23 protein-coding genes and 1 pseudogene are annotated in these 23,059 nt (G+C 74.0%); 7 read left to right on the top strand and 17 right to left on the bottom strand.

Features of this window, described 5'->3' with window-relative positions:
- Positions 1 to 30: 30 nt before the first annotated feature.
- Positions 31 to 2,364, top strand: a complete 2,334-nt coding sequence (locus tag QM788_RS00680; protein WP_415659561.1) for a TonB-dependent receptor plug domain-containing protein — start codon at positions 31 to 33, stop codon at positions 2,362 to 2,364.
- Between the two features lie 30 nt (positions 2,365 to 2,394).
- Here QM788_RS00680 and QM788_RS00675 read toward each other — a convergent pair whose 3' ends face one another.
- From QM788_RS00675 to QM788_RS00645, 7 genes are read right to left on the bottom strand one after another with little or no spacing between them, the layout of a single operon-like run.
- On the bottom strand, positions 2,395 to 3,213 hold the full coding sequence (locus tag QM788_RS00675; protein ID WP_415659560.1) for a DUF6624 domain-containing protein: 819 nt from the start codon (positions 3,211 to 3,213) through the stop codon (positions 2,395 to 2,397).
- Positions 3,213 to 4,532: a Xaa-Pro dipeptidase gene (pepQ, locus tag QM788_RS00670; RefSeq protein WP_415659559.1), complete on the bottom strand. Its 1,320-nt coding sequence runs from the start codon at positions 4,530 to 4,532 to the stop codon at positions 3,213 to 3,215. The genes QM788_RS00675 and pepQ overlap by 1 nt, the downstream gene beginning before the upstream one ends.
- A complete protein-coding gene (gene merP / locus QM788_RS00665) occupies positions 4,533 to 4,814 on the bottom strand; it encodes a mercury resistance system periplasmic binding protein MerP (RefSeq protein WP_415659558.1) in 282 nt (93 codons plus the stop codon).
- Positions 4,815 to 4,824: 10 nt separating this feature from the next.
- On the bottom strand, positions 4,825 to 5,184 hold the full coding sequence (locus tag QM788_RS00660; protein WP_415659557.1) for a mercuric transporter MerT family protein: 360 nt from the start codon (positions 5,182 to 5,184) through the stop codon (positions 4,825 to 4,827).
- The gene (locus QM788_RS00655) at positions 5,184 to 6,278 is read right to left on the bottom strand and encodes a transglutaminase-like domain-containing protein (RefSeq protein WP_415659556.1); all 1,095 of its coding nucleotides are present in this window, start codon (positions 6,276 to 6,278) and stop codon (positions 5,184 to 5,186) included. The genes QM788_RS00660 and QM788_RS00655 overlap by 1 nt, the downstream gene beginning before the upstream one ends.
- A gap of 31 nt (positions 6,279 to 6,309) precedes the next feature.
- Entirely contained in the window at positions 6,310 to 6,822 is a 513-nt protein-coding gene (locus QM788_RS00650; RefSeq protein ID WP_415659555.1) for a TlpA family protein disulfide reductase, read from the bottom strand.
- Complete coding sequence (locus QM788_RS00645; RefSeq protein WP_415659554.1) at positions 6,801 to 7,373, bottom strand: 5-formyltetrahydrofolate cyclo-ligase; 573 nt, start codon at positions 7,371 to 7,373, stop codon at positions 6,801 to 6,803. The genes QM788_RS00650 and QM788_RS00645 overlap by 22 nt, the downstream gene beginning before the upstream one ends.
- Positions 7,374 to 7,398: 25 nt before the next feature.
- Between QM788_RS00645 and QM788_RS00640 the strand changes: the two genes are divergently transcribed.
- Positions 7,399 to 7,752 carry a TfoX/Sxy family protein gene (locus QM788_RS00640; protein ID WP_415659553.1) on the top strand — a complete coding sequence of 118 codons (354 nt, stop codon included), beginning with the start codon at positions 7,399 to 7,401 and terminating at the stop codon, positions 7,750 to 7,752.
- 230 nt (positions 7,753 to 7,982) lie between these two features.
- Here the strand turns inward: QM788_RS00640 and QM788_RS00635 are convergent, their stop codons facing one another.
- Positions 7,983 to 8,294 carry a DUF2917 domain-containing protein gene (locus QM788_RS00635; RefSeq protein ID WP_415660292.1) on the bottom strand — a complete coding sequence of 104 codons (312 nt, stop codon included), beginning with the start codon at positions 8,292 to 8,294 and terminating at the stop codon, positions 7,983 to 7,985.
- A gap of 90 nt (positions 8,295 to 8,384) precedes the next feature.
- Between QM788_RS00635 and QM788_RS00630 the strand changes: the two are divergent.
- Together QM788_RS00630 and QM788_RS00625 are read left to right on the top strand one after the other, a co-directional pair.
- A pseudogene (locus QM788_RS00630) lies at positions 8,385 to 8,534 on the top strand (LysR family transcriptional regulator); the annotation flags it as partial.
- A 154-nt stretch (positions 8,535 to 8,688) separates the two neighbouring features.
- Positions 8,689 to 9,345 carry a LysR substrate-binding domain-containing protein gene (locus QM788_RS00625; RefSeq protein WP_415659552.1) on the top strand — a complete coding sequence of 219 codons (657 nt, stop codon included), beginning with the start codon at positions 8,689 to 8,691 and terminating at the stop codon, positions 9,343 to 9,345.
- Between the two features lie 15 nt (positions 9,346 to 9,360).
- Here QM788_RS00625 and QM788_RS00620 read toward each other — a convergent pair whose 3' ends face one another.
- Entirely contained in the window at positions 9,361 to 11,052 is a 1,692-nt protein-coding gene (locus QM788_RS00620; RefSeq protein WP_415659551.1) for a cation:proton antiporter, read from the bottom strand.
- A 16-nt stretch (positions 11,053 to 11,068) separates the two neighbouring features.
- Entirely contained in the window at positions 11,069 to 11,623 is a 555-nt protein-coding gene (locus QM788_RS00615) for a 5-formyltetrahydrofolate cyclo-ligase (RefSeq protein WP_415659550.1), read from the bottom strand.
- Between the two features lie 126 nt (positions 11,624 to 11,749).
- Here QM788_RS00615 and QM788_RS00610 point away from each other — a divergent pair, with 126 nt between their 5' ends.
- The 3 genes from QM788_RS00610 to QM788_RS00600 are packed head-to-tail and all read left to right on the top strand — an operon-like array spanning position 11,750 to position 16,185.
- The gene (locus tag QM788_RS00610; protein WP_415659549.1) at positions 11,750 to 13,384 is read left to right on the top strand and encodes an esterase/lipase family protein; all 1,635 of its coding nucleotides are present in this window, start codon (positions 11,750 to 11,752) and stop codon (positions 13,382 to 13,384) included.
- A 40-nt stretch (positions 13,385 to 13,424) separates the two neighbouring features.
- On the top strand, positions 13,425 to 15,458 hold the full coding sequence (locus QM788_RS00605) for a transglycosylase SLT domain-containing protein (protein WP_415659548.1): 2,034 nt from the start codon (positions 13,425 to 13,427) through the stop codon (positions 15,456 to 15,458).
- 46 nt (positions 15,459 to 15,504) lie between these two features.
- Positions 15,505 to 16,185: a glutathione S-transferase gene (locus tag QM788_RS00600; RefSeq protein ID WP_415659547.1), complete on the top strand. Its 681-nt coding sequence runs from the start codon at positions 15,505 to 15,507 to the stop codon at positions 16,183 to 16,185.
- Here the strand turns inward: QM788_RS00600 and QM788_RS00595 are convergent.
- The 7 genes from QM788_RS00595 to QM788_RS00565 form a co-directional block, all read right to left on the bottom strand.
- Entirely contained in the window at positions 16,167 to 17,159 is a 993-nt protein-coding gene (locus tag QM788_RS00595) for a hypothetical protein (RefSeq protein WP_415659546.1), read from the bottom strand. The genes QM788_RS00600 and QM788_RS00595 overlap by 19 nt on opposite strands.
- 7 nt (positions 17,160 to 17,166) lie before the next feature.
- Positions 17,167 to 17,853, bottom strand: a complete 687-nt coding sequence (locus QM788_RS00590) for an exosortase C-terminal domain/associated protein EpsI (RefSeq protein ID WP_415659545.1) — start codon at positions 17,851 to 17,853, stop codon at positions 17,167 to 17,169.
- The gene (gene xrt, locus QM788_RS00585) at positions 17,850 to 18,746 is read right to left on the bottom strand and encodes an exosortase (RefSeq protein ID WP_415659544.1); all 897 of its coding nucleotides are present in this window, start codon (positions 18,744 to 18,746) and stop codon (positions 17,850 to 17,852) included. Before xrt ends, QM788_RS00590 begins: the two co-directional genes overlap by 4 nt.
- An 11-nt stretch (positions 18,747 to 18,757) precedes the next feature.
- Entirely contained in the window at positions 18,758 to 21,046 is a 2,289-nt protein-coding gene (locus QM788_RS00580; protein ID WP_415659543.1) for a TonB-dependent receptor domain-containing protein, read from the bottom strand.
- Complete coding sequence (locus QM788_RS00575) at positions 21,043 to 21,807, bottom strand: PEP-CTERM sorting domain-containing protein (protein ID WP_415659542.1); 765 nt, start codon at positions 21,805 to 21,807, stop codon at positions 21,043 to 21,045. Before QM788_RS00575 ends, QM788_RS00580 begins: the two co-directional genes overlap by 4 nt.
- 108 nt (positions 21,808 to 21,915) lie before the next feature.
- Complete coding sequence (locus QM788_RS00570) at positions 21,916 to 22,644, bottom strand: PEP-CTERM sorting domain-containing protein (RefSeq protein WP_415659541.1); 729 nt, start codon at positions 22,642 to 22,644, stop codon at positions 21,916 to 21,918.
- Between the two features lie 149 nt (positions 22,645 to 22,793).
- Complete coding sequence (locus QM788_RS00565; RefSeq protein WP_415659540.1) at positions 22,794 to 23,030, bottom strand: hypothetical protein; 237 nt, start codon at positions 23,028 to 23,030, stop codon at positions 22,794 to 22,796.
- Positions 23,031 to 23,059 lie beyond the last annotated feature (29 nt).

Here is a 23,059-nt window from a genome sequence, read left to right as displayed (position 1 = left end):
CGTGGGCATGACCCGCAAGAATGCGCGGCCATGAGCCGCCTCCTTCTTGCGCCGGCCGCGCTGTGCGCCTGGGCGGGCAGCGCGGCCCAGACGCCGCCCCCGCCTGCCGCCCCCACCTCCCCTGCGGCCGCCCCTGCCACCGCCCCTGCGGGCACGCCGGCCACGGCAGACGGCAGCGCCGGAGCGGCCGGCAACAGGCTGGAGCGCGTGGAGGTCAGCAGCGGCCCCACCGCGAACAGCCGGCGCCGCAACAGCACGGCCAGCAAGATCGTCATCGAGCGCGAGGACCTGGAGAGATACGGCGACGTCGTGCTCGGCGACGTGCTGCGCCGCCTGCCCGGCGTCACGCTGGGCGGCGGCCGCCCGGGCCGCGGCGGCGACATCCGCATGCGCGGCATGGGCGGCGGCGCCACGCAGATCCTCATCGACGAGGAACGCCCGCCGCCCGGCTTCGCGGTGGAAGAGCTGCCGCCCGACCAGATCGAGCGCATCGAGATCTACCGCGCGCCCACCGCCGCCACCGGCACGCGGGCGATTGCCGGCACCATCAACATCGTGCTGCGCGAGCCGCTGCAGAAGTCCAACCACGAAGTGCGCCTGGGCGTCGGCTGGGACCGCAACGAGCCCCAGGTCGATGCCAGCTGGACGCGCAACCTGAAATGGGGCGGCCCCAACGGCGACGAGTTCGTCGGCGCCGTCTCCACCAACGGCGCCGTCCGCCGCTTCTTCAACAACGTCGACTCGGGCAACCGCATCACCGACACCGAGACCGGCCAGGTCATCGAAGCCACCACGCAGCTCGGCACCAGCGAGAGCCAGAACACCAGCCTCAACGGCAATGCCCGGCTGCGCTGGCGGTACAGCGACACGCTGAACTTCAACCTCTCGCCGTCGTTCTTCCTGTCGCAGAACGAAGGCAGCAGCCAATACGACGCCGTAGGCACGCGCCTGCGCGACGTCCACGGCGAAAACGACGCCCGCAACCACAACCTGCGCCTCAACCTGTCGGCCGACTACCGGCCCCGGCCAGGCGAGAGCTTCAGCCTGCGCCTGGGCACGGGCACCTCCAAGAACACCCGCAACAGCGACCGCCGCGACACGCTGACCCTCGACGGCGTCACCACCGAGCGCGTGCAGCAGGACCGCAACTCGGCCCAGGAAAACCAGACCAGCCTCAACGGCCGCTGGAGCTTGAAGACCGCGCAGGAGCACCAATGGGTCACCGGCGCCGAAGCCGAGCGCAGCCAGCGCACCCAGGTGGTCGACACCCTGGTCAACGGCGCCGTGCTGCCGGGTCTGGTGCGCTTCGGCAACACGCTGGGCACGCGCAACCAGCGCTTCGCCACCTTCACGCAGGACGAGTGGAGCCCGAGCCGGCAATGGGCCTTCTACGCCGGCCTGCGCTACGAGCGCATCGAAACCACCGTGGCCGCCGCCGGCAGCCTGCCCGAGACGCGCAACGTCTCGCAGGTCACCTCGCCGCTGTTCCACATCCTGTGGAAGCCCGAGGCCTTCCCCAAAGACCAGGTGCGCCTGGCGCTCACGCGCAGCTACCGCGCGCCCAGCCTCAACGACCTGGCCGCCCGCCCCAGCATCAACACCACCTACCCCGACGGCCCCAACTACCAGACCCACGCCGACCGTGCCGGCAACCCCGACCTCAAGCCCGAGCTGGCCACCGGCGTGGACCTGAGCCTGGAGCACTGGCTGCCGACCGGCGGCATCGTGTCCGCCAGCGCCTTCGTGCGCGACGTCAAGAACCTGATCCGCAGCCAGGTGCTGCTGGAGACCGTCAGCTGGGACACCGCCCAGCGCTGGGTCAGCCGCCCGCGCAACATGGGCAGCGCGCGCCGCATGGGGCTGGAGTTCGAGTTCAAGGCCCGCATGGACGAACTCTGGGAAGATGCGCCGGCCGAACTGCAGATGATGCTGCTGCGCTTCAACTTCGCGCTGTTCAAGAACACCGTGCGGGGCCTCCCGGGCAGCAACAACCGGCTGGACCAGCAGCCCAAGGGCAGCCTGAACTTCGGCATCGACCACCGCTGGAAGGCCTGGGGCCTGAACTTCGGCAGCGGCTTCAACGCCAACTACGTGCCGGCCACCCGCGAGCAGGTGACCGAGACGCTGCGCCGCGACGAGACCGCCCGCCGCCAGTTCGACGCCTACCTGTCCTGGAGCAGCGGCGCGGTGCGCGACGGCGTCAACTGGCGGCTGTCCATGGCCAACCTGACCCCGCGCGACGCCGAGTCACGCTCCGAAGGCCTCAGCACCCACAGCGTCACCCAGCACGAATACCTGACCGAAAGCTGGTCGCGCAACAAGACCTTCCGCGTCATCTCGCTGCGAGCGGACATGCGCTTCTGAGCTGCCGACGGCCGGCGCCGGCGCGCCGGGTCAGCGGGGGAACCGGGCCAGGTAGGCCGCCAGCGGCTCCAGGTCCATCTCCGCGCGCCAGGTGTCCACCTGCTCCGCGTCCACCAGCGGATGCAGCGCCAGCCGGCCGCCCGCTCCCCTGCTCAACTGGCTGCCATAGCGCTGCGGCCGGCCCTGCACCAGGGCGATGCGGTCCTCGCTGAGCGCGAGGTTGGCGCGTGCCAGCTCGCCCGCCGCCACGGCGGCGCGCAGGTCGTCCAGGTAGGGCGCCATCAGCCCGGGTTCGTGCTGCAGCAGCAGCCAGGCGTCGCCCACGCCGTCCATGCCGACATCGGCGACGCGGGGAAAGCCCCGCGCCTGCAGCCACCGCGCGAGTTGCGCGCGATGGGCGTCGTCCGCCGCGGCCATGTCCCGCTCCGCCTGGGCGATGCGGGCCGCGTCGCCCTGCTGCTGCGCCTCGCCCAGTGCGTGGCGCACCACCTGGTCGCGCTCGGCCATCTGCCGCAGTTGCCGCTGCCACCCGGCATCCTGGCCGGACAGCGGCAGCAGCCGCAGCACGCGCCCCGGCGCCGCGCCCGCCACCACACGGACGACGGTGGCGCGCAGGCCGGGCGCCTCGGCCTTCACGAACCAGGCTTGCGCAGGCAGCTCGATGCGGCATGCGCCCTCGTGCGCCAGGGCACTGACGGGCTCGCCGCTGAAATCGTCACGGATGGCTTTCACCACCGTGCCGGCCACGGGCCGGCCGGCGGCGTCCACGCAGGGCAGCACCAGCTCCACGGCGGCCGCAGGCAGGGCCGCCGCGCAGGCCAGCCCCAGCGCGAGGGCCGCCGCTTTCATCACGCGCCCGCCGCGAACGCGTCGCGCGTGAGGTTCTCCGCCACCGCGCCGCCCGCGCGGCAGGCCACGTCGTCCTCGATGCGGATGCCGCCGTAGCGCGACAGCCGGTCCACGGCCGCCCAGTCCACGCGGCCCGCCTGCGGCGACGCGCGCAGCTCGCGCAGCAGCATCGGGATGAAGTACAGCCCCGGCTCGATGGTGACCACCATGCCGGCCTGCAGCGGCCGCGTCAGGCGCAGGTAGCGGTGGCCCGCGGGCTTGTCCGCCACGCCGCCCTGCTCGCTGGCCATGAAGCCGCCCACGTCGTGCACCTGCAGGCCGAGCAGATGGCCAATGCCGTGCGGGAAGAAGGGCCGGGTGACACCCTCGGCCACCATCGCCTCGTCGCCCATGTCGACGACGCCGGCCTCGCGCAGCACGCGGGCGATGCGGCGGTGCGTGCTCAGGTGGATGTCGCGGTAGTCCACGCCCTCGCGCACCTCGTCCACCAGGCCGAGCTGCTCGCGCTCCAGCGCGGCGACCAGCGCGGCGAATTCCTCGTGGCCCGGGGCGACCCAGGTGCGCGTGATGTCGCTCGCATAGCCGTTCACCTGCGCGCCGGCGTCGATCAGGAAGCTGCGCGGCTCGGCCGGGCGGGCCTCGTCCTGGTACTGGTAGTGCAGCACGGCCGCATGCTCGTTGAGGCCGATGATGTTGCCGTAGGGCAGGTCGCGGTCGGTGTGGCCGGTGGCGGCCAGGTAGGCGCGGTGGATCTCGGCCTCGCTCGCGCCGGCCAGGAAGGCGTCGCGCGCCGCGAGGTGGCCCGGCACCGCGCGGCGTTGCGCGGCGCGCATCTGCGCCAGCTCATACGGGCTCTTCACGCCGCGCGCCCAGTGCAGCAGGTTCAGCAGCGGCTCGGGGTTGTTCGGCACCAGGCCGGGCAGCGCCGCGTCGGCCTCGCCGAGGATGGCGGTGCGCGGCGTCACGCAGTCGGCCAGCGCCTTCGCCGCCGCCTCGGGCTCGCGGATGACGACGAGCTCCACCGCGTCCACCCACTCGCCGCCGGGCGCGCTGGGCGGCACATGCCAGTAGTCGTCGGGCTGGTAGTAGACGACCCGCGGCCGCCGGCCCGGCCGCACCGCGAGCCACGAGTGCGGGTGGTTCGTCAGCGGCAGCCAGTGCTTGAAGTGCGGGTTGGGCTGGAAGAGGTAGGGCCGGTCGTCGAGGAAGGCGAACTTCTCGATGCCCGAGGCGATCAGCAGCGCATCGAAGCCGGTGCGCGCCAGCGCGCTATCCGCCTGGGCCTGCAGCGTGGCGAGGTGGTCGAGGTAGAGGCTCATTCAGTCCGCCTGGAAGGAGGGGTAGCCAACGCCGTCGGTCGCGCGGGTCAGCGCGGCGACGTCGGTCTTGCTGTCGTCATAGGTCACGCGGGCTTCGCGGCGCTCGTAGCTGACCACGGCCCGGGTGACGCCCGGCACCTTCAGCAGCGCGACGCGGATGGTCACCGGGCAGGTCGCGCAGTCCATCGTCGGCACGGTGAGCTTCACCTGGCGGAGCGCGGCGAACGCGCCGCTGGCGCTGCACAGCAGGGCCAGCGCGATCAGGGGGGGGCGGAGGGTCATGGCAGTCCCGTCAGTAGAAAAAGGGCGCCAGCAGCGGCACGGCCAGCGGCAGCAGCGCCAGCAGCGCGACGAGCCAGAACCAGCGCCGCGCGGCGGGCTGCGCGGCGCGGCAGGCGCCGTCCGGCGCGCAGGCCGCGGCCGGGCGGAACAGCCGCCACGCGGCCAGCGCCAGCGCGGCGAAGGACAGCGCGATCAGCGCCGCCGAATACGGCTCCAGCACGCGCAGCCGGCTCATCCACGCGCCCGACACGCCCAGCAGCGCGAGCGCCAGCGGCAGCACGCAGCAGCTGGACGCCAGCAGCGCCGTCAGGCCCGCCAGCGCGAGCGAGCCCGAGGCCGTGCGGGCGGGCGTGGACGCGGCGCCCATCATCAGCCGGCGATTTCTTTCGCCGTGATCTGGTAGCTGAAGTCATCCGGCGCGTAGGGGTCGCGCGCGACGCCGCCGACCTCGGCCTGCGGGTACATCAGGAAGCCCAGCCTGGGCTGCCTGGCGCCCGGCAACGCCACGTCGCTGGCGCTGTTGTAGCCCATCCAGTTGCCCTCCCAGCTGCCGAACAGCGCCTTGCGCACCGGCGTGACGAGGGGGTGGCCGGCGTCCTTGATCCACTCGGGCGTTTCCTGGCGCATCACCTTGGCCACGTCGGCCGGGTCCATCGCGACCCAGCCGTGGCCCTTCAGCCAGACCTCGGCGCGGCAGTGCTGCGCGCCCTTCAGGCTGGCCGGGTTGGCGCCCAGCTCGCGGTAGCCGAAGGCGCTGGGCACCAGGCGCACGCCGTAGATGTCGCGCGCCGGCAGGCCGGCCGCGCGGCACAGGCCGACGAAGAGCGCGTTCAGGTCGGCGCATTTGCCGCTGAGGTTGTTGGTCTCCAGCATGGTCTTGATGTCGCCGACGCCGCAGCCGCGCACCTTGGGGTCGCGGTAGGTGGAGACGACCACCCAGTCGTAGATGCGCTGCGCCTTCTCGCGGTCGCTGCGCGCGCCGGCCGTGATCTGCTGCGCGACCTTGCGGACGATGCCGTCCGTCGCGATCAGGCTGCTGGGCGCAACCCAGCGGCGCAGTTCCTCGGCCGAGGTCGCGTCGGCGCTGCGGGCCTGCCAGTCCACCGCGCGGTTCTGGGTCTGGATGCGCTGGGTCAGCGTCAGCGTGGGCGTGGCGCGGTCGGCGCCGAACTGCGCCACCAGCACGCGCGCGCCGGTGTCGCCGTCGGCGGCCAGCCGCAGCTCGCCGCCGTTGCTCGTCCACTGCGTGTCCAGCGTGCGCTGCCAGGGCGTGTCCAGCGACGCGAGCGGCAGCCAGACGGTGGACGCGGCGGCGGCGTCCTTCAGCTGCACCGTGGTCGTCACGTCGAAGGTGCGCCAGCCCTGCGGGCGCGGCTCGAAGCGGCGCTCCTGCGCGGCGGCGAAGGCGGGCAGGCCCGCGAGCAGGCTGGCTTGCAGGAGGCGGCGGCGTTTCATCGGGGTCATGGGCAGGTCCTTTCGAGAGGGCGGGATTGTCTCAAAGCAGCCCCGCAATCCAGTCCCGCACCGGGGCGGCCTGCCAGTCGGCCGCGCCGGCCAGCGTGAAGGCCACGCGCCCGTCGCGGCCGATGGCCACCGTGCCGGGGAAGATGCCGACGCCGAAGGCCCGGGCCGCGGCGCCGTCCACGTCGCGCACGACCGGCAGCGCCAGCGGCGACGCGGCGAGGTAGCGCCGCAGCGCCGCCTCGGTCTCGCGGAAGTTGACGGCGACCACCGCCAGCCGCCCCGCATGCGCGGCCGCCAGCCGCTGCAGCGACGGCATCTCGGCGCGGCAGGGTTCGCACCAGCTGGCCCAGAAGTTCAGCAGCGTGGCCACGCCCCGGGCCTCGGCGCTGCGCCAGCCGGGGCCGTCCAGGCCCGGCAGCGCGACGGCGGGCAGCGGCCGGCGGCGCGGCCAGGGCCGGCGCAGCGGCGGCGCCTCGGCCGCCCAGCCGGGCAGCGCCGCGGCGGCCAGCAGCTGCAGCAGCGCTAGCCGCCTTGCGCGTCCCATACGACGCCCTCCTCCGTCAGCATCGCGTCCAGCGCCACGTCCAGCGCGCTGGGCTTGAGCAGCGGCAGGAAGCCGTGCGCATAGCCGATGCCCACGGCGGCCGGGCGCGGGCTCAGCCCGGCCAGCGTCTTGTCCATGAAGCCGCCGCCATAGCCCAGCCGCAGCCCGCAGGGGCCGAAGCCCAGGCAGGGCACCAGCATCAGCTGCGGCTCGAAGGCCTCCGTCCCCTTGGGCTTAGGGATGCGGAAGGCGTCCTCCTCCATCGGGCAGCCGGGATACCAGACGTGGAAGCGCAGCGTGCCGTGGGTCTTGTCCACGACCGGCAGGCCGATGCGGCGCTCCGGGTGGTCCTCGCCCCAGCGGTACAGCGCGGGCAGCGGGTCGAACTCGCCCTTGATGGGCCAGTAGGCGCCGATGGTCGTCTCGCGCCGCCGCAGCAGCCAGACGCGCAGCACCTCCTGCAACTCGGCCGCGCGCGCCAGGCGGTCGGGCAGCGCGAGGCGTTGTTCGATCAGCTTGTGCCGGATCACGGCGCGGTCGTTCGCATCCATGCGGGCGAGCTTACATTCCCGAGGCATGGGCGACGCCTTCACCGACCTCTGCATCGAGCTGCTGTCGCCGCTGGGCCCGGTGCGCACCCGCGCGATGTTCGGCGGCCGGGGCGTCTACGTGGACGGCCTCTTCATGGCCCTCATCGACGGCGGCCAGCTCTTCCTGAAGGTGGACGACGCGACCCGCGAGCGCTTCGTCGCGGCCGGCGGCGTGCCCTTCAGCTACCCCACCCGGGACGGCCGGCACACCGCGACGGGCTATTACCGCCCGCCCGAGGAGGCGCTGGAGTCGCCGCCGCTGATGCGGCCCTGGGCGCGGCTGGCCTTCGAGGCGGCCCTGCGGGCGGCGAACGCGAAGCGGCCGGCCCCCTCAGCCTAAATCCGGCAGTTGACCGCTTGCCATTCATCGAAAGCACGGGTGTTTCAACACCTTGTCGCCCATGCGGAAATCACCACGTCGGTGGGCAGCGCTGCATGCCCGCTGGTCTGGCGCGGCGGGCCGCTGGCGGCGTTGCTCCTCCTCGCGGGCATGAGCCCGCAGCGTCGTCGCGCCTTGCCAGCAACCCGCCTCGCCAGCCCCTCGGGCATGCCCAACTGCCGGATTTAGGCTCAGCGGCCCAGAAGCCCGCCGCCAAAAAGCCGGCCGCCCAGAAACCCCCGGCGCGCGGGCGCTGAACCGGGCGGCACCCGCAGCTCGAAGTCCGCCGCCGGCCAGCCCTCGAGCACCGCCACCTGGCCCGGCGCCAGCGCCACGGCCTCACCGGCCTCCAGCCAGGTGTCCTCGGCCGGCGCCTCGGCCGTGCCGGACAGCGTCAGCCACACCCGGCCGCGGGCCACCGCGAGGCAGCGCGCCTCGGCGCCGCCGGCCAGCGTCAGCGCCCGGCCGCCGGCCAGATGCCATGTCGATTGCGCATCACTCATGAAGGCACTCCCGGAAACATGGCCGGAATTCTGCTGAGCGCCCTCCTGGCGGTCCAATGAATGCGCCGCGCCGATTGATACCATCCGCGCATGAATCAGCCGATGCGCCAGCGCCCCTTGTCGATCGGCCCGCTGCGCGCCTTCGAGGCCGTGGCCCGGCTGCTGTCCTTCCGCGCGGCGGCCGAGGAGCTGAGCCTGACGCAGTCCGCCGTCAGCCGCCAGATCCAGGCGCTGGAGGAGGAGATCGGCTGCACGCTGTTCCTGCGCGGCACGCGCAAGGTCGAGCTGTCGGGCGACGGCGCGCAGCTGCTGCCGACCGCCGTGGCCGTGCTGTCGCGGCTGGACCTGGCGGTGCGCCAGAATCCGCCGCGCGCGCGGCCGGCGCGTCGTCAACGTGACGACCTTCGCCTCCTTCGCGTCGCTGTGGCTGATCCCGCGGCTGTGCGAGTTCCAGAAGCACCACCCGGACATCGACATCCGCGTCTCGGCGCAGGACGGCATCACCGAGCTGGAGGACGGCGAGCACGACCTGGCGCTGCGCTACGTCGCCGAGGCCAGCCTGACGGCGCCGGCCGAGCTGATGTTCGAGGAGACCGTGTCGCCCGCCGTCAGCCCCTGGTATGCCGAGAGCACGCGCAATGGCCGGCTGCCGGTGCTGCGCCGCCCGGCCGACCTGGCCGCCCACGCGCTGACCGAGGAGGACGACCCGCGGCCCAGCGCCCAGTTCCTGTCCTGGCGGCACTGGCTGACCCGCCAGCGCGAGCCCGACCTGCAGCCGCTGCGCTGGATGTATTTCAACTTCACCTACCAGCAGGTCCAGGCCGCGCTGGCCGGCCAGGGCGTCGCGCTGGCGCGGCTGCCGATGGTGCACGAGCACCTGCAGCGCGGCGAACTGGTCGAGCCCTTCGGCAAGGCGGGGCGGCTGGGCAGCCCCTACAGCTACTGGCTGGCCGTCGGCCCCGGCGCCGCGCGCCGGCCGGAGGTGCAGCAGTTCGCCGACTGGGTGCGCGCGCAGGCCGCCGTCACGCGGACGCAGCTGGCCAGCGTCTGAGCGCCGGTGCGCGGCTCAGTGCGCGGGCGCGGCCTCCGCCGACGCCTCGCTGACCACCTGCGCCAGCGCCCGCGCCAGCGCCTGCTGCGCGCGCAGCACGTGGGTGGCGCCGGCCTCCTTCAGCCACTTGGCCTCCTCGTCGGAATCGGTCACCACCGCGCAGCGCAGCGCGGGGTTGAGCTGGCGCGCCAGGTCCAGCATGGCCGGCACGCCGCGCACGTCGGACACCGCGACGATCAGCCACGCGGCCTGCGCGATGTGGGCCTGCACCAGCGTCATCGCTTCCGCCGCCTCGCCCAGCACGGCGGCCTGGCCGCTGGCGCGCAGCTTCTCGACGACGTCGCGGTCGCGGTCGATGATGACCAGCGGCCGCGCGCCCAGCTGCTCCCGCAGCGCCGCGCCCAGGATGCCGTGGCCCACCAGCACGATCTGGCCGGCCAGCGCGGTGTGCGGCGTGTCGGCCGGCAGCTCGGCCAGCGGGTCGTCGCGGGCCTCCAGCCGGCGCGCCCAGCCGGAGCGCGCCAGCACCCAGCGGCGCAGCGGCTCCACGCCCGAGAACAGCAGCGGGTTCAGCGCGATGGAGACGATGGCGCCCGCCACCACCAGGCTGGCGGCCTCGGGCGGCACCAGGTTCAGGCTCTGCCCCAGCCCCAGCAGGATGAAGCTGAACTCGCCGATCTGCGCCAGGCTCACCGCCACCGTCAGCGCGGTGGACAGCGGGTAGCGCAGCAGCAGCACCAGCGCACCGGCGGCCAGCGTCTTGCCGATCAGGATGACGGCCAGCGTCGCCAGCACGGCCAGCGGCTGCTCGATGAGCACGCGCGGGTCGAACAGCATGCCCACCGACACGAAGAACAGCACCGCGAAAGCGTCGCGCAGCGGCAGGCTCTCGCGCGCCGCACGCTCGCTGAAGGCCGATTCGCGCAGCACCAGGCCGGCGAAGAAGGCGCCCAGCGCGACGCTGACGCCGAACAGCGCCGCCGCCCCCACCGCCAGGCCGACGGCCGCCGCCACGGTGGCCAGCGTGAACAGCTCGCGCGAGCCGGTGCGGCTGACCTGCCACAGCAGCCAGGGCAGCAGGCGCCGGCCGGCCACCAGCATCACCGCGACGAAGGCGCTGACGGCCAGCAACGTCATGACGATGGTGACGGCCAGGTCCGCGCCGGCCGGCGCCGCGCCCGGGGCGCCACCCAGCACCGGCATCAGCACCAGCGCCACCACCATCGCCAGGTCCTCGACGACCAGCCAGCCCACCGCGATGCGGCCATTGCCGGTGTTCAGCAGCTCGCGCGACTCCAGCGCCCGCAGCAGCACCACCGTGCTCGCGGTGGACAGCGCCAGGCCGAACACCAGCGCGGCCGCCAAGTCCCAGCCCCACCACCAGCGCGCCAGCCCGGCCCCCATGACGGTGGCCGTCGCGATCTGCACCAGCGCGCCGGGCAGCGCGATGCCCTTGACCGACATCAGGTCGCCGACCGAGAAGTGCAGGCCGACGCCGAACATCAGCAGCATCACGCCCACCTCGGAGAGCTGCTGCGCCAGGTGCACGTCGCCCACGTAGCCCGGCGTGTGCGGCCCGATCAGCACGCCGGCCAGCAGATAGCCCACCAGCGCCGGCAGCCGCGCCCACTGCGCGAGCAGGCCCAGCACCAGCGCCAGGCCGAAGGCGGCGGCCAGCGTCGAGATCAGCGTCATGCCGTCGTGCATCTTGGCGGGGCTCCATTCAGTCGGGGGCGATGAGTTCGCGCTCGGTGAGGATGAGCGTCAGGGCACGGTCGTGGGCCTCGACGGCGAAGTCCACCTCGCCCCCCGACCATGCCACACCGATGGCGGTCACCCCCGGGTGGGCGGCGAGCCAGCGGTCGAAATAGCCGCCGCCGTAGCCCAGCCGGAAGCCCGCGCGCGTGAAGCCCACGCAGGGCACCAGCACCACGTCGGGCACGGCCACGGCGCCGCCGGCGGTGGCGATGCCGCACTCGTCCCGCGCGGCGGGGGCGCCGCCGTCCCAGCGGCGGTAGGCCATGCCGGCGGGCTCGCGCCGCGCGAACGGCAGCGCGCGCGGCCAGCGCAGCGCGCCGGGGTCGAACTCGCCGGCCAGCGGCCAGTACACGCCCAGCAGCCCGGGCTCCAGCCGGGCCAGCAGCGCGGCCAGCGGCGCCGCCAGCGCGGCCTGGGCGGAGAGGAAGGCGGGCGTGGCCGCGAACGCGCGGCGCGCGGCCAGCAGGTCGCGGCGCAGGGCGGGACGGTCGCTCGGGTCGGGGCTCATGTCGGTGCGCATCGGAGCGCTATTGGAACCCACCGCACCCGGCGCTCCGGCGGATTGATGACGCCCCGCGGCCCCGGCACTGGCCGGCGCACCGCCCGCGGACTATGGTGGCGCCACCCGTCCCTGCGAGCCCCCGCCATGCCCACGCCCGACGCCCCCTTCCAGCCCATCATCTACGTGCGCGGCTACGCGATGACGCGCGGCGAGATCGACGACACCACGGCCGACCCCTTCTGCGGCTTCAACCTCGGCTCGACGATGTACCGCGCCGTGCCCGACAAGCAGGAGCGCCCGCGCAAGCACGTGTTCGAGTCGCCGGTGGTGCGGCTGGTGTCGGAGTACGGCTACCAGGACGTCTACGAGGACGGCCACGACATCGTCGACCCCGAGTGGGAGGCCGACGCGCTGGGCAAGCCCACCGGCAACCGGCTGGGCAGCCGCAGCATCGTCATCTACCGCTACTACGACGCCGCGTCCTCCACGCTCGGCAGCGGCAGGACGCCGTCCATCGAGGACTTCGCCCGCGGCCTGTCGCGGCTGGTGGCCCGCGTGCGCGACCTGGTGTGCGCCAACCCGGCCAACGGCATCGCGCCGGCCGACTTCCGCTGCTACCTCGTCGCCCACTCGATGGGCGGGCTGGTCTGCCGCGCCTTCCTGCAGAACGCCGCGCTGGACACGGAGGGCACGGCCCGGCACGTCGACAAGTTCTTCACCTACGCCACGCCGCACAACGGCATCGACGTGCTGGGGCACAACATCCCGTCGTGGCTGAGCCTGAACGACATCGACAACTTCGACCGCGACCGGCGCATGCCGGCCTACCTGGACCTGGCCGCCGCCGCGCAGCGCCACCACCGGGTGGATCTGATCCCCGAGGCGCGCTTCCCGGCGCGGCGCGTGTTCACGCTGGTGGGCACCAACCGGCTGGACTACGAAGCCGCAGCCGGCGCGGCGCGCACCTTCGTCGGCCACGGCAGCGACGGCCTGGTCAAGATCGCCAACGCCACGCTGCACGGGCTGGACGCCGCCAACAACATCACCGAGCCCTGCGCCAAGGCCTTCGTCTACCGCGCGCACTCGGGCCACTTCGGCATCGTCAACAGCGAGGAAGGCTTCCAGAACCTGACGCGCTTCCTGTTCGGCGACGTGCGCGTGGACCTGTGGCTGGAGATCGACGACATCCGCCTGCCCGACGCGGTGCAGAAGGCCGCCGACGCCGGCCGCGCCGTCAACGCGCTGTACCAGATCGAGCTGCTGGCCTCGCCGCGCGGCAAGCTCTGGAGCCTGACGCGGCGCACCGCGGAGGAAGACTCCGTCGCCTGCGTCGCCCACGCCGACTGGCAGAACGACCGCAGCCAATACCTCAGCACCGTGTTCCTGGCCAACTGGGGCCGCGTCAACAAGCGCCGCCGCTCGCTCGCCTACGGCATGACGGTGGGCGTGCGCGCGCCGGACTACGAGATCGAGCGCCGCCTGTGGCTCAACGAGCACTTCGAGGGCGGCTACCTGTTCCGCAACGCGCTGATCCTGGAAATGGTGCCGCCCGCCGACGGCAGCGGCAGCGACGCCTGGAAGGTCAAGTACGCCTGGCAGGACGCGGGCGTCGCCATGGCCGACACCGAGATCACGCCCACGCAGCTGCAGGCCGGCCGCATCGAGGTCAGCGTGCCCTTCGACAGCGGCACCCTCGGCGCCAACGGCAAGCTCCGGCCCACCCACCCCGGCATCCGCGGCCGGCTGCGCTTCGTCATCGAGGGCTGGAACCTGGACTGAACGCCGCCCCGCCGGCGGCGGCTGGGTAAGAATGCCGCGCATGAAGGCCCTGGCAGCACGCATCCATCACGCCCGCAGGCAGCTGCGGGGCCGCGCGGCCGGCGCGCTGCTGCTGGCCGCGACCCTGACGAGCGCGTCGGCCCAGCCCCCGGCGCCCACCCCGGCCCCCGACCTCGCCGTCCAGGCCCGCGAGGCCTGGACCCAGCGCGACCGCAAGCGCCTGGCCGCGCTGGTGGACGCCGCCCGCGCGCAGGCCCACCCGCTGGCCGGCTGGGTCGAGTACTTCGACCTGAACGCCCGCCTGGGCGACCTGCGCCAGCCCGAGATGGACGCCTTCTACGCCCGCTACCCCGGCAGCTACGTGGAAGACCGCCTGCGCAACGACTGGCTGCTGGAGCTGGGCCGCCGCCGCGACTGGGCCAACTTCCGCCGCGACCACGCCGCCTACGTGATGCGCGACGACCGCGAGGTCGCCTGCTACGCGCTGCGCGCCGAGCACGCCGGCGGCGCCAGGGTCGACGTGGCCGCCGCGCGCGCGGCCTGGCTGGCCCAGAAGGACGCCGACGACGGCTGCCGCGAACTGGCCGCCGCGCTGCTGGACGCCGGCCTCTTCAAGCCCGGGCTGGTCTGGGCCAAGGCCCGCCAGGCCGCCGAGCAGGGCCGCCCGCGCGCCGTGCGCCAGGCCGTGGCGCTGCTGGGCAGCCCGGCGCTGGGCCGCAAGCTCGCCGCGCTGCAGGACAACGCCGGCCGCTACCTCACCCGCCAGGCCCGCGCCACCCCGCGCGCCGACGCCGAACTCACCGCGCTGGCGCTGGCCCGCGTGGCCGCCGCCGACCCCGCACAGGCCGGCGACCTGCTCGACGAGACATGGGGCCGGCTGCCCGCCGACCTGAAGGCCTGGGTGTGGGTGCAGGCCGGCCGGCAGGCCGCGCTGCGGCTGCAGGACGACGCGCTCGCCGCCTTCGACCGCGCCGCCCGGCTCGCGCCCGAGCTGCCCTGGAGCGACGACGCGCTCGCCGCGCAGGCGCGCGCCGCGCTGCGCGCCAATGCGCCGGCCGTCGCGCTGCGCGCCATCGAGCGCATGAGCGACGCCGAGCGGCGCGACCCGGCCTGGGCCTACTGGCGCGCCCGCGCCACCCGGCTGCGCGGCCAGCCGGGCGACGAGGCCGCGGCCCGCACGCAGCTCGCCGCGCTGGCCGCCCAGCCGCTGGGCTACTTCGGCCGCCTGGCCGCCGAAGACCTGGACCAGCCCACGCCGCTGCCGCCCGCACCCGCGCCGCTGACGGCCGACGAGCGCCGCGCCGCGCGCGAGCACCCCGGCCTCGCGCGCGCGCTCGGCCTGATCGCACTGGGCCTGCGCGGCGAGGGCGTGCGCGAATGGAACTTCTCGCTGCGCGACATCGCCCCGCGCGGCGACCGCGCGCTGCTGGCCGCCGCGCAGGAGGCCTGCGACCGCGAGGTCTGGGACCGCTGCATCAACACCAGCGAGCGCACCCGGGCCGAGATCGACATCGCCCAGCGCTACCCCACGCCGCACCGCGCCGAGCTGCTGCGCGAGGCCGGCGCCGCGCGGCTGGACCCGGCCTATGTGTACGGCCTGATCCGGCAGGAGTCGCGCTTCGTGCTGGACGCGCGCTCGCACGTCGGCGCGGCCGGGCTGATGCAGGTCATGCCCGCCACCGCCAAGTGGACGGCCAGGAAGGTGGGCCTGGCCTACAGCCCCGACCTGATGCACGACCGCGACTTCAACCTGCGCATCGGCGCCCACTACCTGAAGATCGTGCTGGACCGTTTCGGCGGCGCGCAGGCGCTGGCCGCCGCGGCCTACAACGCCGGCCCCGGCCGCCCCGCGCGCTGGCGCGACGGCCCGGTGCTGGACGCCGCCGTCTGGGCCGAGAACATCCCGTTCCACGAGACGCGCGACTACGTGCGCAAGGTGCTGCTGGGCAGCGCCGTCTACGCGCAGGTGCTGGGCCTGCCCGGCACCACGCTGCGCGGGCGCCTGGGCGCCAGCGTCGGCCCGGCGGGCGCTGGCGATGCCGGCGACGCGCCGCCGGCCGCATCAATCCCGTGACGATTGCTCATCGCGCGGCGGCCGCCGCGCCGCTACGCTCTCGGCCATGAAGCTCTACATCGGCAACAAGAACTACTCGTCCTGGTCCATGCGCAGCGGCGTGCTGCTGGCCGCCTTCGGCATCCCGTTCGAGGAGCGGCGGCTGCGGCTGGACTTCAGCCCCGGCTCGGCCTGGCACGACGTGATCGCCGGCGTCACGCCGACCAAGCGCGTGCCGGTGCTGGTGGAGGACGACGGCTTCGCGGTGTGGGACACGCTGGCCATCACCGAATACCTGGCCGAGCGGCACCCGGCGCTGCCCGTCTGGCCGCGCGACGCGCGGGACCGCGCGCGGGCGCGCAGCCTGTGCGCCGAGATGCACGCCGGCTTCATGGCGCTGCGCAGCCGCTGCCCGATGAACATCGAGGCCTTTTTCCCCGATGTGGGCGCGCGGCTCTGGGCCGAGGACGCCGCGTTGCGCGCCGACGTGGCGCGGCTGGACGCAGCCTGGCGCGAGGCGCTGGCGGCCCGCGGCGGCCCCTTCCTGTTCGGCGCGTTCGGCGCGGTGGACGCCTATTTCGCGCCGGTGGCGGTGCGGCTGAGCCGCTTCGGCCTGCCGCTGTCCGGCGCGGCGGCCGCCTACCGCGACGCGCTGCTGGCCCACCCGGCCGTGCAGGCCTGGATCGCCGACGCGCTGCGCGAGCAGGACTTCGTGCCCGAGGACGAACCCTACCGCACGCAGCGCTGACGCCGGCGCCGCCAGGCGCGGTACAGCAGCCCGAGCAGCGTCGCCAGCCAGGCCGCGGCCATGTAGCCCAGCACGAACGGCCCGCTGGGCCGCTGCGGGACGGTGGCCGGGTCGATGCCGACCAGCAGCTCGCTGCGCACGCCGGCGTCCGCCTCGGCCTGGGCCGCCTGCATGCGCAGCTGCTGCAGCCAGGGCGCCAGCAGCCGCACCTCGCGCGCGGCCTCGGCGTAGGACGGGCCGGCGCCGGGCGCCCCGCTGCCGGCCGCGCCGCCCGCCTCCAGCCGGCGCAGTTGCGCGCGCAGCGCATCGGCCAGCGCCTGCTCGCGCATCAGCTCGGCGCTGCCGTCCTGCAGCCGGGTGCGCAGCGCCGCGAGCCGCAGCTCCGCCGCGCGCAGGGCCTGCTGCAGCCCGTAGTGGCTGCCGCCCACCAGGCGCGGCTCCAGCCGCAGCTGCCCGGCGTCCAGCCGCGCGGCCTGCAACGCCGTGTCCGCCCGGGCCAGGCGCTGCACGAGACGCGCCACTTCGGCGCGGAGCCGGCCGGCACGGGCCTGCGCCGCCTCCACGCGCAGCTCGTCCAGCAGCTGCTGCAGCTCGATCGCGTGGCGGTTGGCGAGGTCGGCCGCGCGCCAGGGCAGCGGGTCGCTGGCCTGGATGAGGAGCTGGCCGCCGCGCGTGCTGCCGAACTGCATCGCGCGGCCCAGGCGCTCGCGCGTGCCGTCGAGCGTGGCCTCGCCGTAGCCGGCCTGCAGCTGGAAGGCGGCGATCACACGGTCCGCCACCCGGCGGCTCTGCAGCAGCGCGCCGTACTGCGCCAGCGGCGGCGGCGCGGCGGCGCGGCCGTCCCAGGCGCCGCCCGCGGGCAGCACGGCCACCATCGCCGCCGCCGTGTAGCTGAGCGGCAGGCACAGGCACACCGCCAGCGCCGCCGCGGCGGCGAGCAGCGGCCACCCGAGCAGGCCGAGCCAGAACCTCAACACCGGCTCACGGCCCGCGCAGCTTGCGGCGCACCGCCTCGGGGCTGGCCGCGAGCAGCTCGCCGAGGAAGCCCTCCAGCCGCGCGTGGGCGGCGGCCGGGTCGTCGCCCACGTCCAGCAGCTGCGAGGCGCGCACGAGGATGCCGTCCTCCGGCCCGCCGCGCAGCCGGTTGCGCAGCAGGTGCCAGCGCGTGGCGGCGGACGAGGGCGGGTCGTACACGTCGCCGAGCCGCATCCAGAAGACGACGGCCTCGCGCCGCAGGCCGCGCTGGGCCAGCATGCGCCGGACCATCAGCGGCGGCCGCGGCGCCGGGGTCAGCGACTGGATCTCGAACCCCGCGCCGGCATAGCAGGTGTCGGGCGCATGCGGCGTGGCGTAGGGATGCATCTGCGCGATGTGGGCCAGCGTCAGCATGACGGTGCGGCCGTCGCGGTCCTGGTAGCTGCGCAGCAGCTGTTCGCTATAGGCGCTCTCGTTGGCCGCCATCGCGGCGTCCACCTGCACGGCACCGTCGGCCACCTCGGCCCAGCCGCCGAAGCGGCGCGGCACGGCGTCGGCCAGCGCCACGCCGGGCGCGGCCGGCGCGGCCGCCGGGCGCACCGGCCAACCGACCGCGCGCACGCCCCAGGCGGCGGCGAGCAGCAGCGCCGCCAGCGCCAGGGCCAGGCGCCAGTCCGGCGCGGCGCGGTTCATGACGGGCGGGCCGCGCGCCGCAGCAGCGCGTCCAGCGGCGCCAGCAGCGCCAGCGCCGCGGCGAACAGCACGAGGCCGGAGAACTCGTGCATGAAGCCCTGGGCCAGCGCATCGCCGCCGTGGTAGGTCAGCAGCGCGAGCACGAGCACGCGCACGCAGTTGGCCGTGAACGAGACGGGCACGATCAGCAGCGCCAGCACGGCGTTGCGCAGCGCGGAGGTGTGGCGCAGCAGGTGCAGGTAGAGCAGGCCGAAGGCTTCCAGCATGAACAGCGCGTTCATGCCCGCGCAGGCGTCGGCCACCTGCAGGCGGTAGGGGCCGACGTCCAGCATCACGCCCTGGCGCGCCACCGGGTAGCCGGCGTGGTGCAGCACGGCCTCAACCACGGCGCTGACGCCCAGCTTCAGCGGCTGGGTGACGACGTCGGTCATCCACTCGGGCCAGGGCACCAGGAAGAGCAGGAAGAAGAAGCCGAAGCCCTGGCGGCGCAGCAGCGCCGGCCCGCTCAGCAGCAGGCCCAGCCCGGCCAGCACCGGCGCCAGCGACAGCACGGCGAGCTGGGCCAGCTGCAGGCCGCTGCCGGCCAGCAGCATCAGCAGGCCCAGCGCCAGCAGCAGCGCGCCGGCCGCGCGGCGCGGCCGGTCGGCGTGGGCCTGGCGGGCGTGCTGCCAGGTGGCGGCGGCGAACAGCGCCAGCAGCGTCGCCAGCACCAGCGGGCCGTGCGACAGGCTGGGCACCGGCCAATAGCGCTGCGCCAGCACCCGCACCACCGGCGCGTAGAGCAGGCCCAGCGCCAGCAGCAGCGCGGCCAGCGCCATGCCCGGCAGCAGCCGGCGCACGGCGGGTCGGTCCGACGCGCCGGGGCCGGGCCAGGGGCGGGCGTGCGCGCGCATGCCGGGAGGCCTCAGAACTGCACGGTGACGGCCACCTTGCCCGCGCGGCCCGGCGCGTGGAAGCCCACGGCGCCGGCGAAGCTGCTGGTCAGGCAGTAGTCGCGGTTGTCGAGGTTGTCGACGCTGGCGCGCAGCTGGGCCGCGTCGCTGAACTTCCAGCTGGCGAACAGGTCGTGCAGCGTCGCGCCCTTCTGCGTGGCGACGCCGAGCGCGTCGGGCGTGCCGGCGAGGCACACGGGCGCGGCGCCGGCGGCGTAGGCCTGGCGGTCGGTCAGGTGGCGCACGCGCCAGCCGGCCTCCAGCCGGTTGGCGAAGGCGCGCAGGCCGAGCGTGGCGTTGGCCGAGTCCGGGGGGATCGAGAAGGACTCGATGCTGCTGGCCTGCAGCGCGTCACTGTCGCGCTCGCTGCGGCGCACGGTGGCCAGGTTCAGGTCGCCAAAGTAGCGGCGGTTGTCCCAGCGCAGCTCCAGCTCGGCGCCGCGGCGCTTCTCGACGCCGGGCTGGGCGACGCGGCCGTCCCGCCATTGCAGCGAGGTGAGCAGGTGGCGGGTGTGGATGCGGAAGGCTGTCAGCCGCGCATACCACTGGCCCGCGGGGCCGGGCCGCGGCGCCCAGGCCAGCGTCAGCTCCTTGTTGACGGACTCCTGCGGCCGGTACAGCGCGCCGCAGATGCCGTTCAGCGGCGCGTGGTCCAGCGCGGCGTCATAGGGCTTGCCCAGCCCGGCCGGGTCGTACAGCGGCTGCCTGGAGTTGGCGGTGACGATGCCGCCGGTCAGGATGTCGTACTCGGTGCGCATGCACAGGCCGCTCTGCCCGGCGGAATTGCCGCTGCCGTCGCGGAAGTACTGGTCGATCAGCGGCGGGCGGAAGGCCTGGTTGTAGCGCGCGGTGACGGACCACGGGCTGCCCGGCGCCTGCCAGGTCAGCCCCAGCGAGGGCTGCGCCTTGGAGAACGAGATCTCGGGCGCCTGGCCCTCGCGCAGCATGTTGGTGCGGGTGCCGCCGCGGGCGATGACGGTGTAGTGGTCCCAGCGCGCGCCGGGCGCCAGCGTCCAGTCGCCCCAGGTGAAGCGGGCGTCGGCGATCAGCGCCTCGGAGTGCTTGTCGCCCGGCGGCTGGTTGCCGTTGTAGCCGTCGGGGTAGTCGCGCTCGTTGATGAGCGGCAGGCTGGTGACGCGGCGCACCTGGCGCTGGTTGCGCAGCGCCTGCGCGCCCAGCGTCACGGCGGCGGCCACCGGGCCCAGCCGGCCCTTGAGGTCGGCGAACACCTCGGCGTTGGCGATGTCGTACTGCCAGTAGTCCTCGCAGCTGGCGATCGGCCCGCCCACGCAGATCCGCGACTCGCCGCGCACATGGTGGTCGAGCAGGTGGGTCTTCTCGCGCGAGGCCATGCCGCGCAGCGTGAAGTCGCCGGAGGGCTCGTAGCTGAAGCGCAGGTGGGTGGTCTGGTCGTCGATGGTGCGGCGCACCACGCCGCCCACGCCGGCCCGGCCGCCGGTGGCGTCGTAGGGCGTGGCCTCGGGGCCGCTGGTGTAGGCGGTGTGGCCCAGCTCGATGAGCAGCGCGTCCAGCGGCATGACGCCGATCTTGAACAGCCGGCTTTCCGCATGCGTGGCCGACAGCGGCAGCCGGGTGCGGTCGGGCAGGCGGATGTCGTGCGAGTCGCGCTTGACGACGGCCGCCAGCAGGTCGATGCGCTCCGTCGGCCGGCCGAACACCGCGCCCATGCGCAGCCGCTCGCCGTTGTTCTCGCCATAGCCGAGCTTGAGCAGCGCGCCGGCGCGCTCGCCCGGGCGCAGCAGGTCCATCGCCGACTTGGTGGTGGCCGAGATCGTGCCGCCCAGCGCGCCGGAGCCGGACTGCACGGACGGGCCTCGCTCCACGGCGATCGCCTTCAGCAGCTCGGGCTCCAGGAACACGCCGCCGCCGAAGCGGTATTTCTCGAAGCCCTTGACCGCACCGTCGATCTTGAACATCACGTCCTCGTTCTCGGTGAAGCCACGCAGCGTGAAGCGCATGCCGCTGGCGCGCGGTCCGCCGGCCACGCCGACGCCGGGCACCTGCTTGAGCACGTCGAAGACGTTGTCGGTCTGCACGCGGGTGATCTGCGCCGCGTCGATGACGGTGACGGCCTTGTCGGCGGGCAGGTCTTCCTCCAGCCGCTTGGCCTTCACGCGCACCTCGGGGAGCGCGGCGCCGGGGTCGGCCTCGGCGGGCTCGGCCGGGGCGGTCTGCGCCCGGGCGGCGAGCATGGTCAGCAGGGCCGCTGCGGCGGCCAGGGCACGGGCGGCGGGGCTCATGTCCCGGCGCCTTCCGGGACCGCCCGGGCCTGCCGGCGGCGCCAGGCACCCCAGCCGCAGGCCGCCAGGCCGAGCGCGGCGAAGGCATAGCTGCCGGGCTCGGGCACGGCGGCCACCTGGTCGAGCTGGAAGGCCAGCACATTGGCGTGCTGGGTGATGCCGAAGTTGACGTTGAACGAGGTGATCGGCGTCGTGACGCTGGACAAATCCCAGCTGAACACGCCGTAGTTCGGGTTATTGGGGTTCGCGGTCAGCGGCGTGCCGTCGATGTCGTAGCCGCCGGACACCGGCGTCAGCGTGTAGACCGCGGCCAGGCGCTGCGTGCCGCCGTTGTAGCTCAGCGTGGGCAGGTAGGCGGCGGAGCTCAGGCCCGTCACGCCCTGCGAGGTGTCCACGCTGACGAAGCTCTGCAGCGTGACCGAGCTCAGCGCCGCGACGGCCGACGCGACGTTGATGCCGAAGGCCGAGTCCGAGCTGTAGGAGTACAGGCCGAACGAGGCCGGGTAGTAGGTGCCGCTCAGGCGCTTGAGCACCGCGCCGCCGTCCGAGCCGGCGACGTTGCTGGCGATGCCGGCGACCAGCTTGCTCGTGCCGGTGGCGCCGGCGCCGAGGCGGCTGGAGGTCAGGTCGTTGAAGCCGTCCGTCGCGGCGGCACCGGCGATGTCGACGAAGGCGTCATAGGTGGCATTGGCCTGGGCCAGGCCGGCCGCGAGGCTCAGCGCGGCGGCCACGCCGGCGGCGCGGGCGAGGGTGGCGGACATGTTCGGTTCAGCGAAAAGCAGCGCCCCGCAGGGCGCCGCTGGAAGGGAGCGCCGCGAGCGCGGCCGTGCCGGAGCTGGCAGCGGCCGCGCCCGCGGCGAGCGGGCGCGTCAGGCCGCGCGGCGGCGGCGGGCCAGGAAGCCCAGCATGCCGATGCCGGCCAGCATCAGCGCATAGGTCTCGGGTTCCGGCACGGCGGCGACGGCGTTCTGGTCCAGCTGGAAGGCCAGCGCGTTGGCGTGCTTGGTGATGCCGAAGTTGACGCTGAACGAGGTGATCGGCGTCGTGATGCCGGACAGGTCCCAGGTGAACACGCCGTAGTTCGGGTTGTTGGGGTTGGCGGTCAGCGGCGTGCCGTCGATGTCGTAGCCGCCAGACACCGGCGTCAGCGTGTATTCCGCAGCCAGCTTCTGCGTGCCGCCGTTGAAGCTCAGCGTGGGCAGGTAGGCGGCCGAGCTCAGGCCCGTCACGCCCTGCGAGGTGTCCACGCTGATGAAGGTCTGCAGCGTGACCTTGCCCAGGTCGGCGACGGCCGAGTCGACGTTGATGCCGAAGGCCGAGTCGGTGCTCCAGGAATACAGGCCGAACGAGGCCGGGTAGAAGCCGCCGCTCAGGCGCTTGAGCACCGCGTCGCCCGAACCGGCGACGTTGCTGCCAACGCCGGCGACCAGCGCCGGAGCTCCGCCCAGGCGGCCCGCGCTCAGGTCGTTGAAGCCGTCGAACGCGGCCGAGCCGGCGACGTCGACGAAGGCGTCATGCGTGGTGTTGGCCGAGGCACCGAAGGCGGCGGCGGTGAGGGCGGCGGCAACGGCCACGCGGCGGAAGGTCAGGGTCATCATGGAAACATCTCTCCTGGAGGATGGCTAGGGATGTCTGCTCCTTCGCCCAACGAAGCAACCAGACGGAACAGGCTTGGCAACGCACAGGCTTGCGGCCCCTTGCCGCTTCGCCCGCCGGCGGCACCCAGGGGCGCCACCGGCAAAAAATCTCAGCGCCCGGGCTCCTCGCTCCCGGGCAGCGCGGCCGGCACCAGCCGGCGGGCGTCCGCCGGCTCGAAATCGACCACGTAGCGGTACTGCTTGCCGTAGTGCAGCAGAACCTCCTTCTGGCCCCGCTTGAGCAGGCGCATCTCGACCTTGAACTCGCCATAGCCGTCGTGCTGCAGCAGCTCGTCGAAGATGCTCAGGAGATGCTGCTGGATGACACGGGGTGAGGGCTGGCGCACGAAAACAAGAGTCCTGCAAATGCAAATAA

Origin of the sequence: Roseateles sp. (assembly GCF_047654785.1) — a bacterium.
Classification (GTDB): Bacteria; Pseudomonadota; Gammaproteobacteria; order Burkholderiales; family Burkholderiaceae_C; genus Pelomonas.
The sequence above is the reverse complement of the archived record's forward strand: the minus strand, read 5'-3'. Positions and strand labels throughout refer to the sequence as shown.

Excerpts from the sequence above, each read along its gene's own strand:
- QM788_RS00600 (WP_415659547.1), top strand. The coding sequence starts at position 15,505 with ATGAAGCTCTACATCGGCAACAAGAACTACTCGTCCTGGTCCATGCGC.
- QM788_RS00605 (WP_415659548.1), top strand. The coding sequence starts at position 13,425 with ATGAAGGCCCTGGCAGCACGCATCCATCACGCCCGCAGGCAGCTGCGG.
- QM788_RS00570 (WP_415659541.1), bottom strand. The coding sequence starts at position 22,644 with ATGATGACCCTGACCTTCCGCCGCGTGGCCGTTGCCGCCGCCCTCACC.
- QM788_RS00580 (WP_415659543.1), bottom strand. The coding sequence starts at position 21,046 with ATGAGCCCCGCCGCCCGTGCCCTGGCCGCCGCAGCGGCCCTGCTGACC.
- QM788_RS00645 (WP_415659554.1), bottom strand. The coding sequence starts at position 7,373 with ATGGATGCGAACGACCGCGCCGTGATCCGGCACAAGCTGATCGAACAA.
- QM788_RS00620 (WP_415659551.1), bottom strand. The coding sequence starts at position 11,052 with ATGCACGACGGCATGACGCTGATCTCGACGCTGGCCGCCGCCTTCGGC.
- merP (WP_415659558.1), bottom strand. The coding sequence starts at position 4,814 with ATGACCCTCCGCCCCCCCCTGATCGCGCTGGCCCTGCTGTGCAGCGCC.
- QM788_RS00675 (WP_415659560.1), bottom strand. The coding sequence starts at position 3,213 with ATGAAAGCGGCGGCCCTCGCGCTGGGGCTGGCCTGCGCGGCGGCCCTG.
- QM788_RS00680 (WP_415659561.1), top strand. The coding sequence starts at position 31 with ATGAGCCGCCTCCTTCTTGCGCCGGCCGCGCTGTGCGCCTGGGCGGGC.
- QM788_RS00655 (WP_415659556.1), bottom strand. The coding sequence starts at position 6,278 with ATGACCCCGATGAAACGCCGCCGCCTCCTGCAAGCCAGCCTGCTCGCG.
- xrt (WP_415659544.1), bottom strand. The coding sequence starts at position 18,746 with ATGCGCGCGCACGCCCGCCCCTGGCCCGGCCCCGGCGCGTCGGACCGA.
- QM788_RS00650 (WP_415659555.1), bottom strand. The coding sequence starts at position 6,822 with ATGGGACGCGCAAGGCGGCTAGCGCTGCTGCAGCTGCTGGCCGCCGCG.
- QM788_RS00635 (WP_415660292.1), bottom strand. The coding sequence starts at position 8,294 with ATGAGTGATGCGCAATCGACATGGCATCTGGCCGGCGGCCGGGCGCTG.
- QM788_RS00640 (WP_415659553.1), top strand. The coding sequence starts at position 7,399 with ATGGGCGACGCCTTCACCGACCTCTGCATCGAGCTGCTGTCGCCGCTG.
- pepQ (WP_415659559.1), bottom strand. The coding sequence starts at position 4,532 with ATGAGCCTCTACCTCGACCACCTCGCCACGCTGCAGGCCCAGGCGGAT.
- QM788_RS00590 (WP_415659545.1), bottom strand. The coding sequence starts at position 17,853 with ATGAACCGCGCCGCGCCGGACTGGCGCCTGGCCCTGGCGCTGGCGGCG.
- QM788_RS00615 (WP_415659550.1), bottom strand. The coding sequence starts at position 11,623 with ATGCGCACCGACATGAGCCCCGACCCGAGCGACCGTCCCGCCCTGCGC.
- QM788_RS00660 (WP_415659557.1), bottom strand. The coding sequence starts at position 5,184 with ATGATGGGCGCCGCGTCCACGCCCGCCCGCACGGCCTCGGGCTCGCTC.
- QM788_RS00575 (WP_415659542.1), bottom strand. The coding sequence starts at position 21,807 with ATGTCCGCCACCCTCGCCCGCGCCGCCGGCGTGGCCGCCGCGCTGAGC.
- QM788_RS00610 (WP_415659549.1), top strand. The coding sequence starts at position 11,750 with ATGCCCACGCCCGACGCCCCCTTCCAGCCCATCATCTACGTGCGCGGC.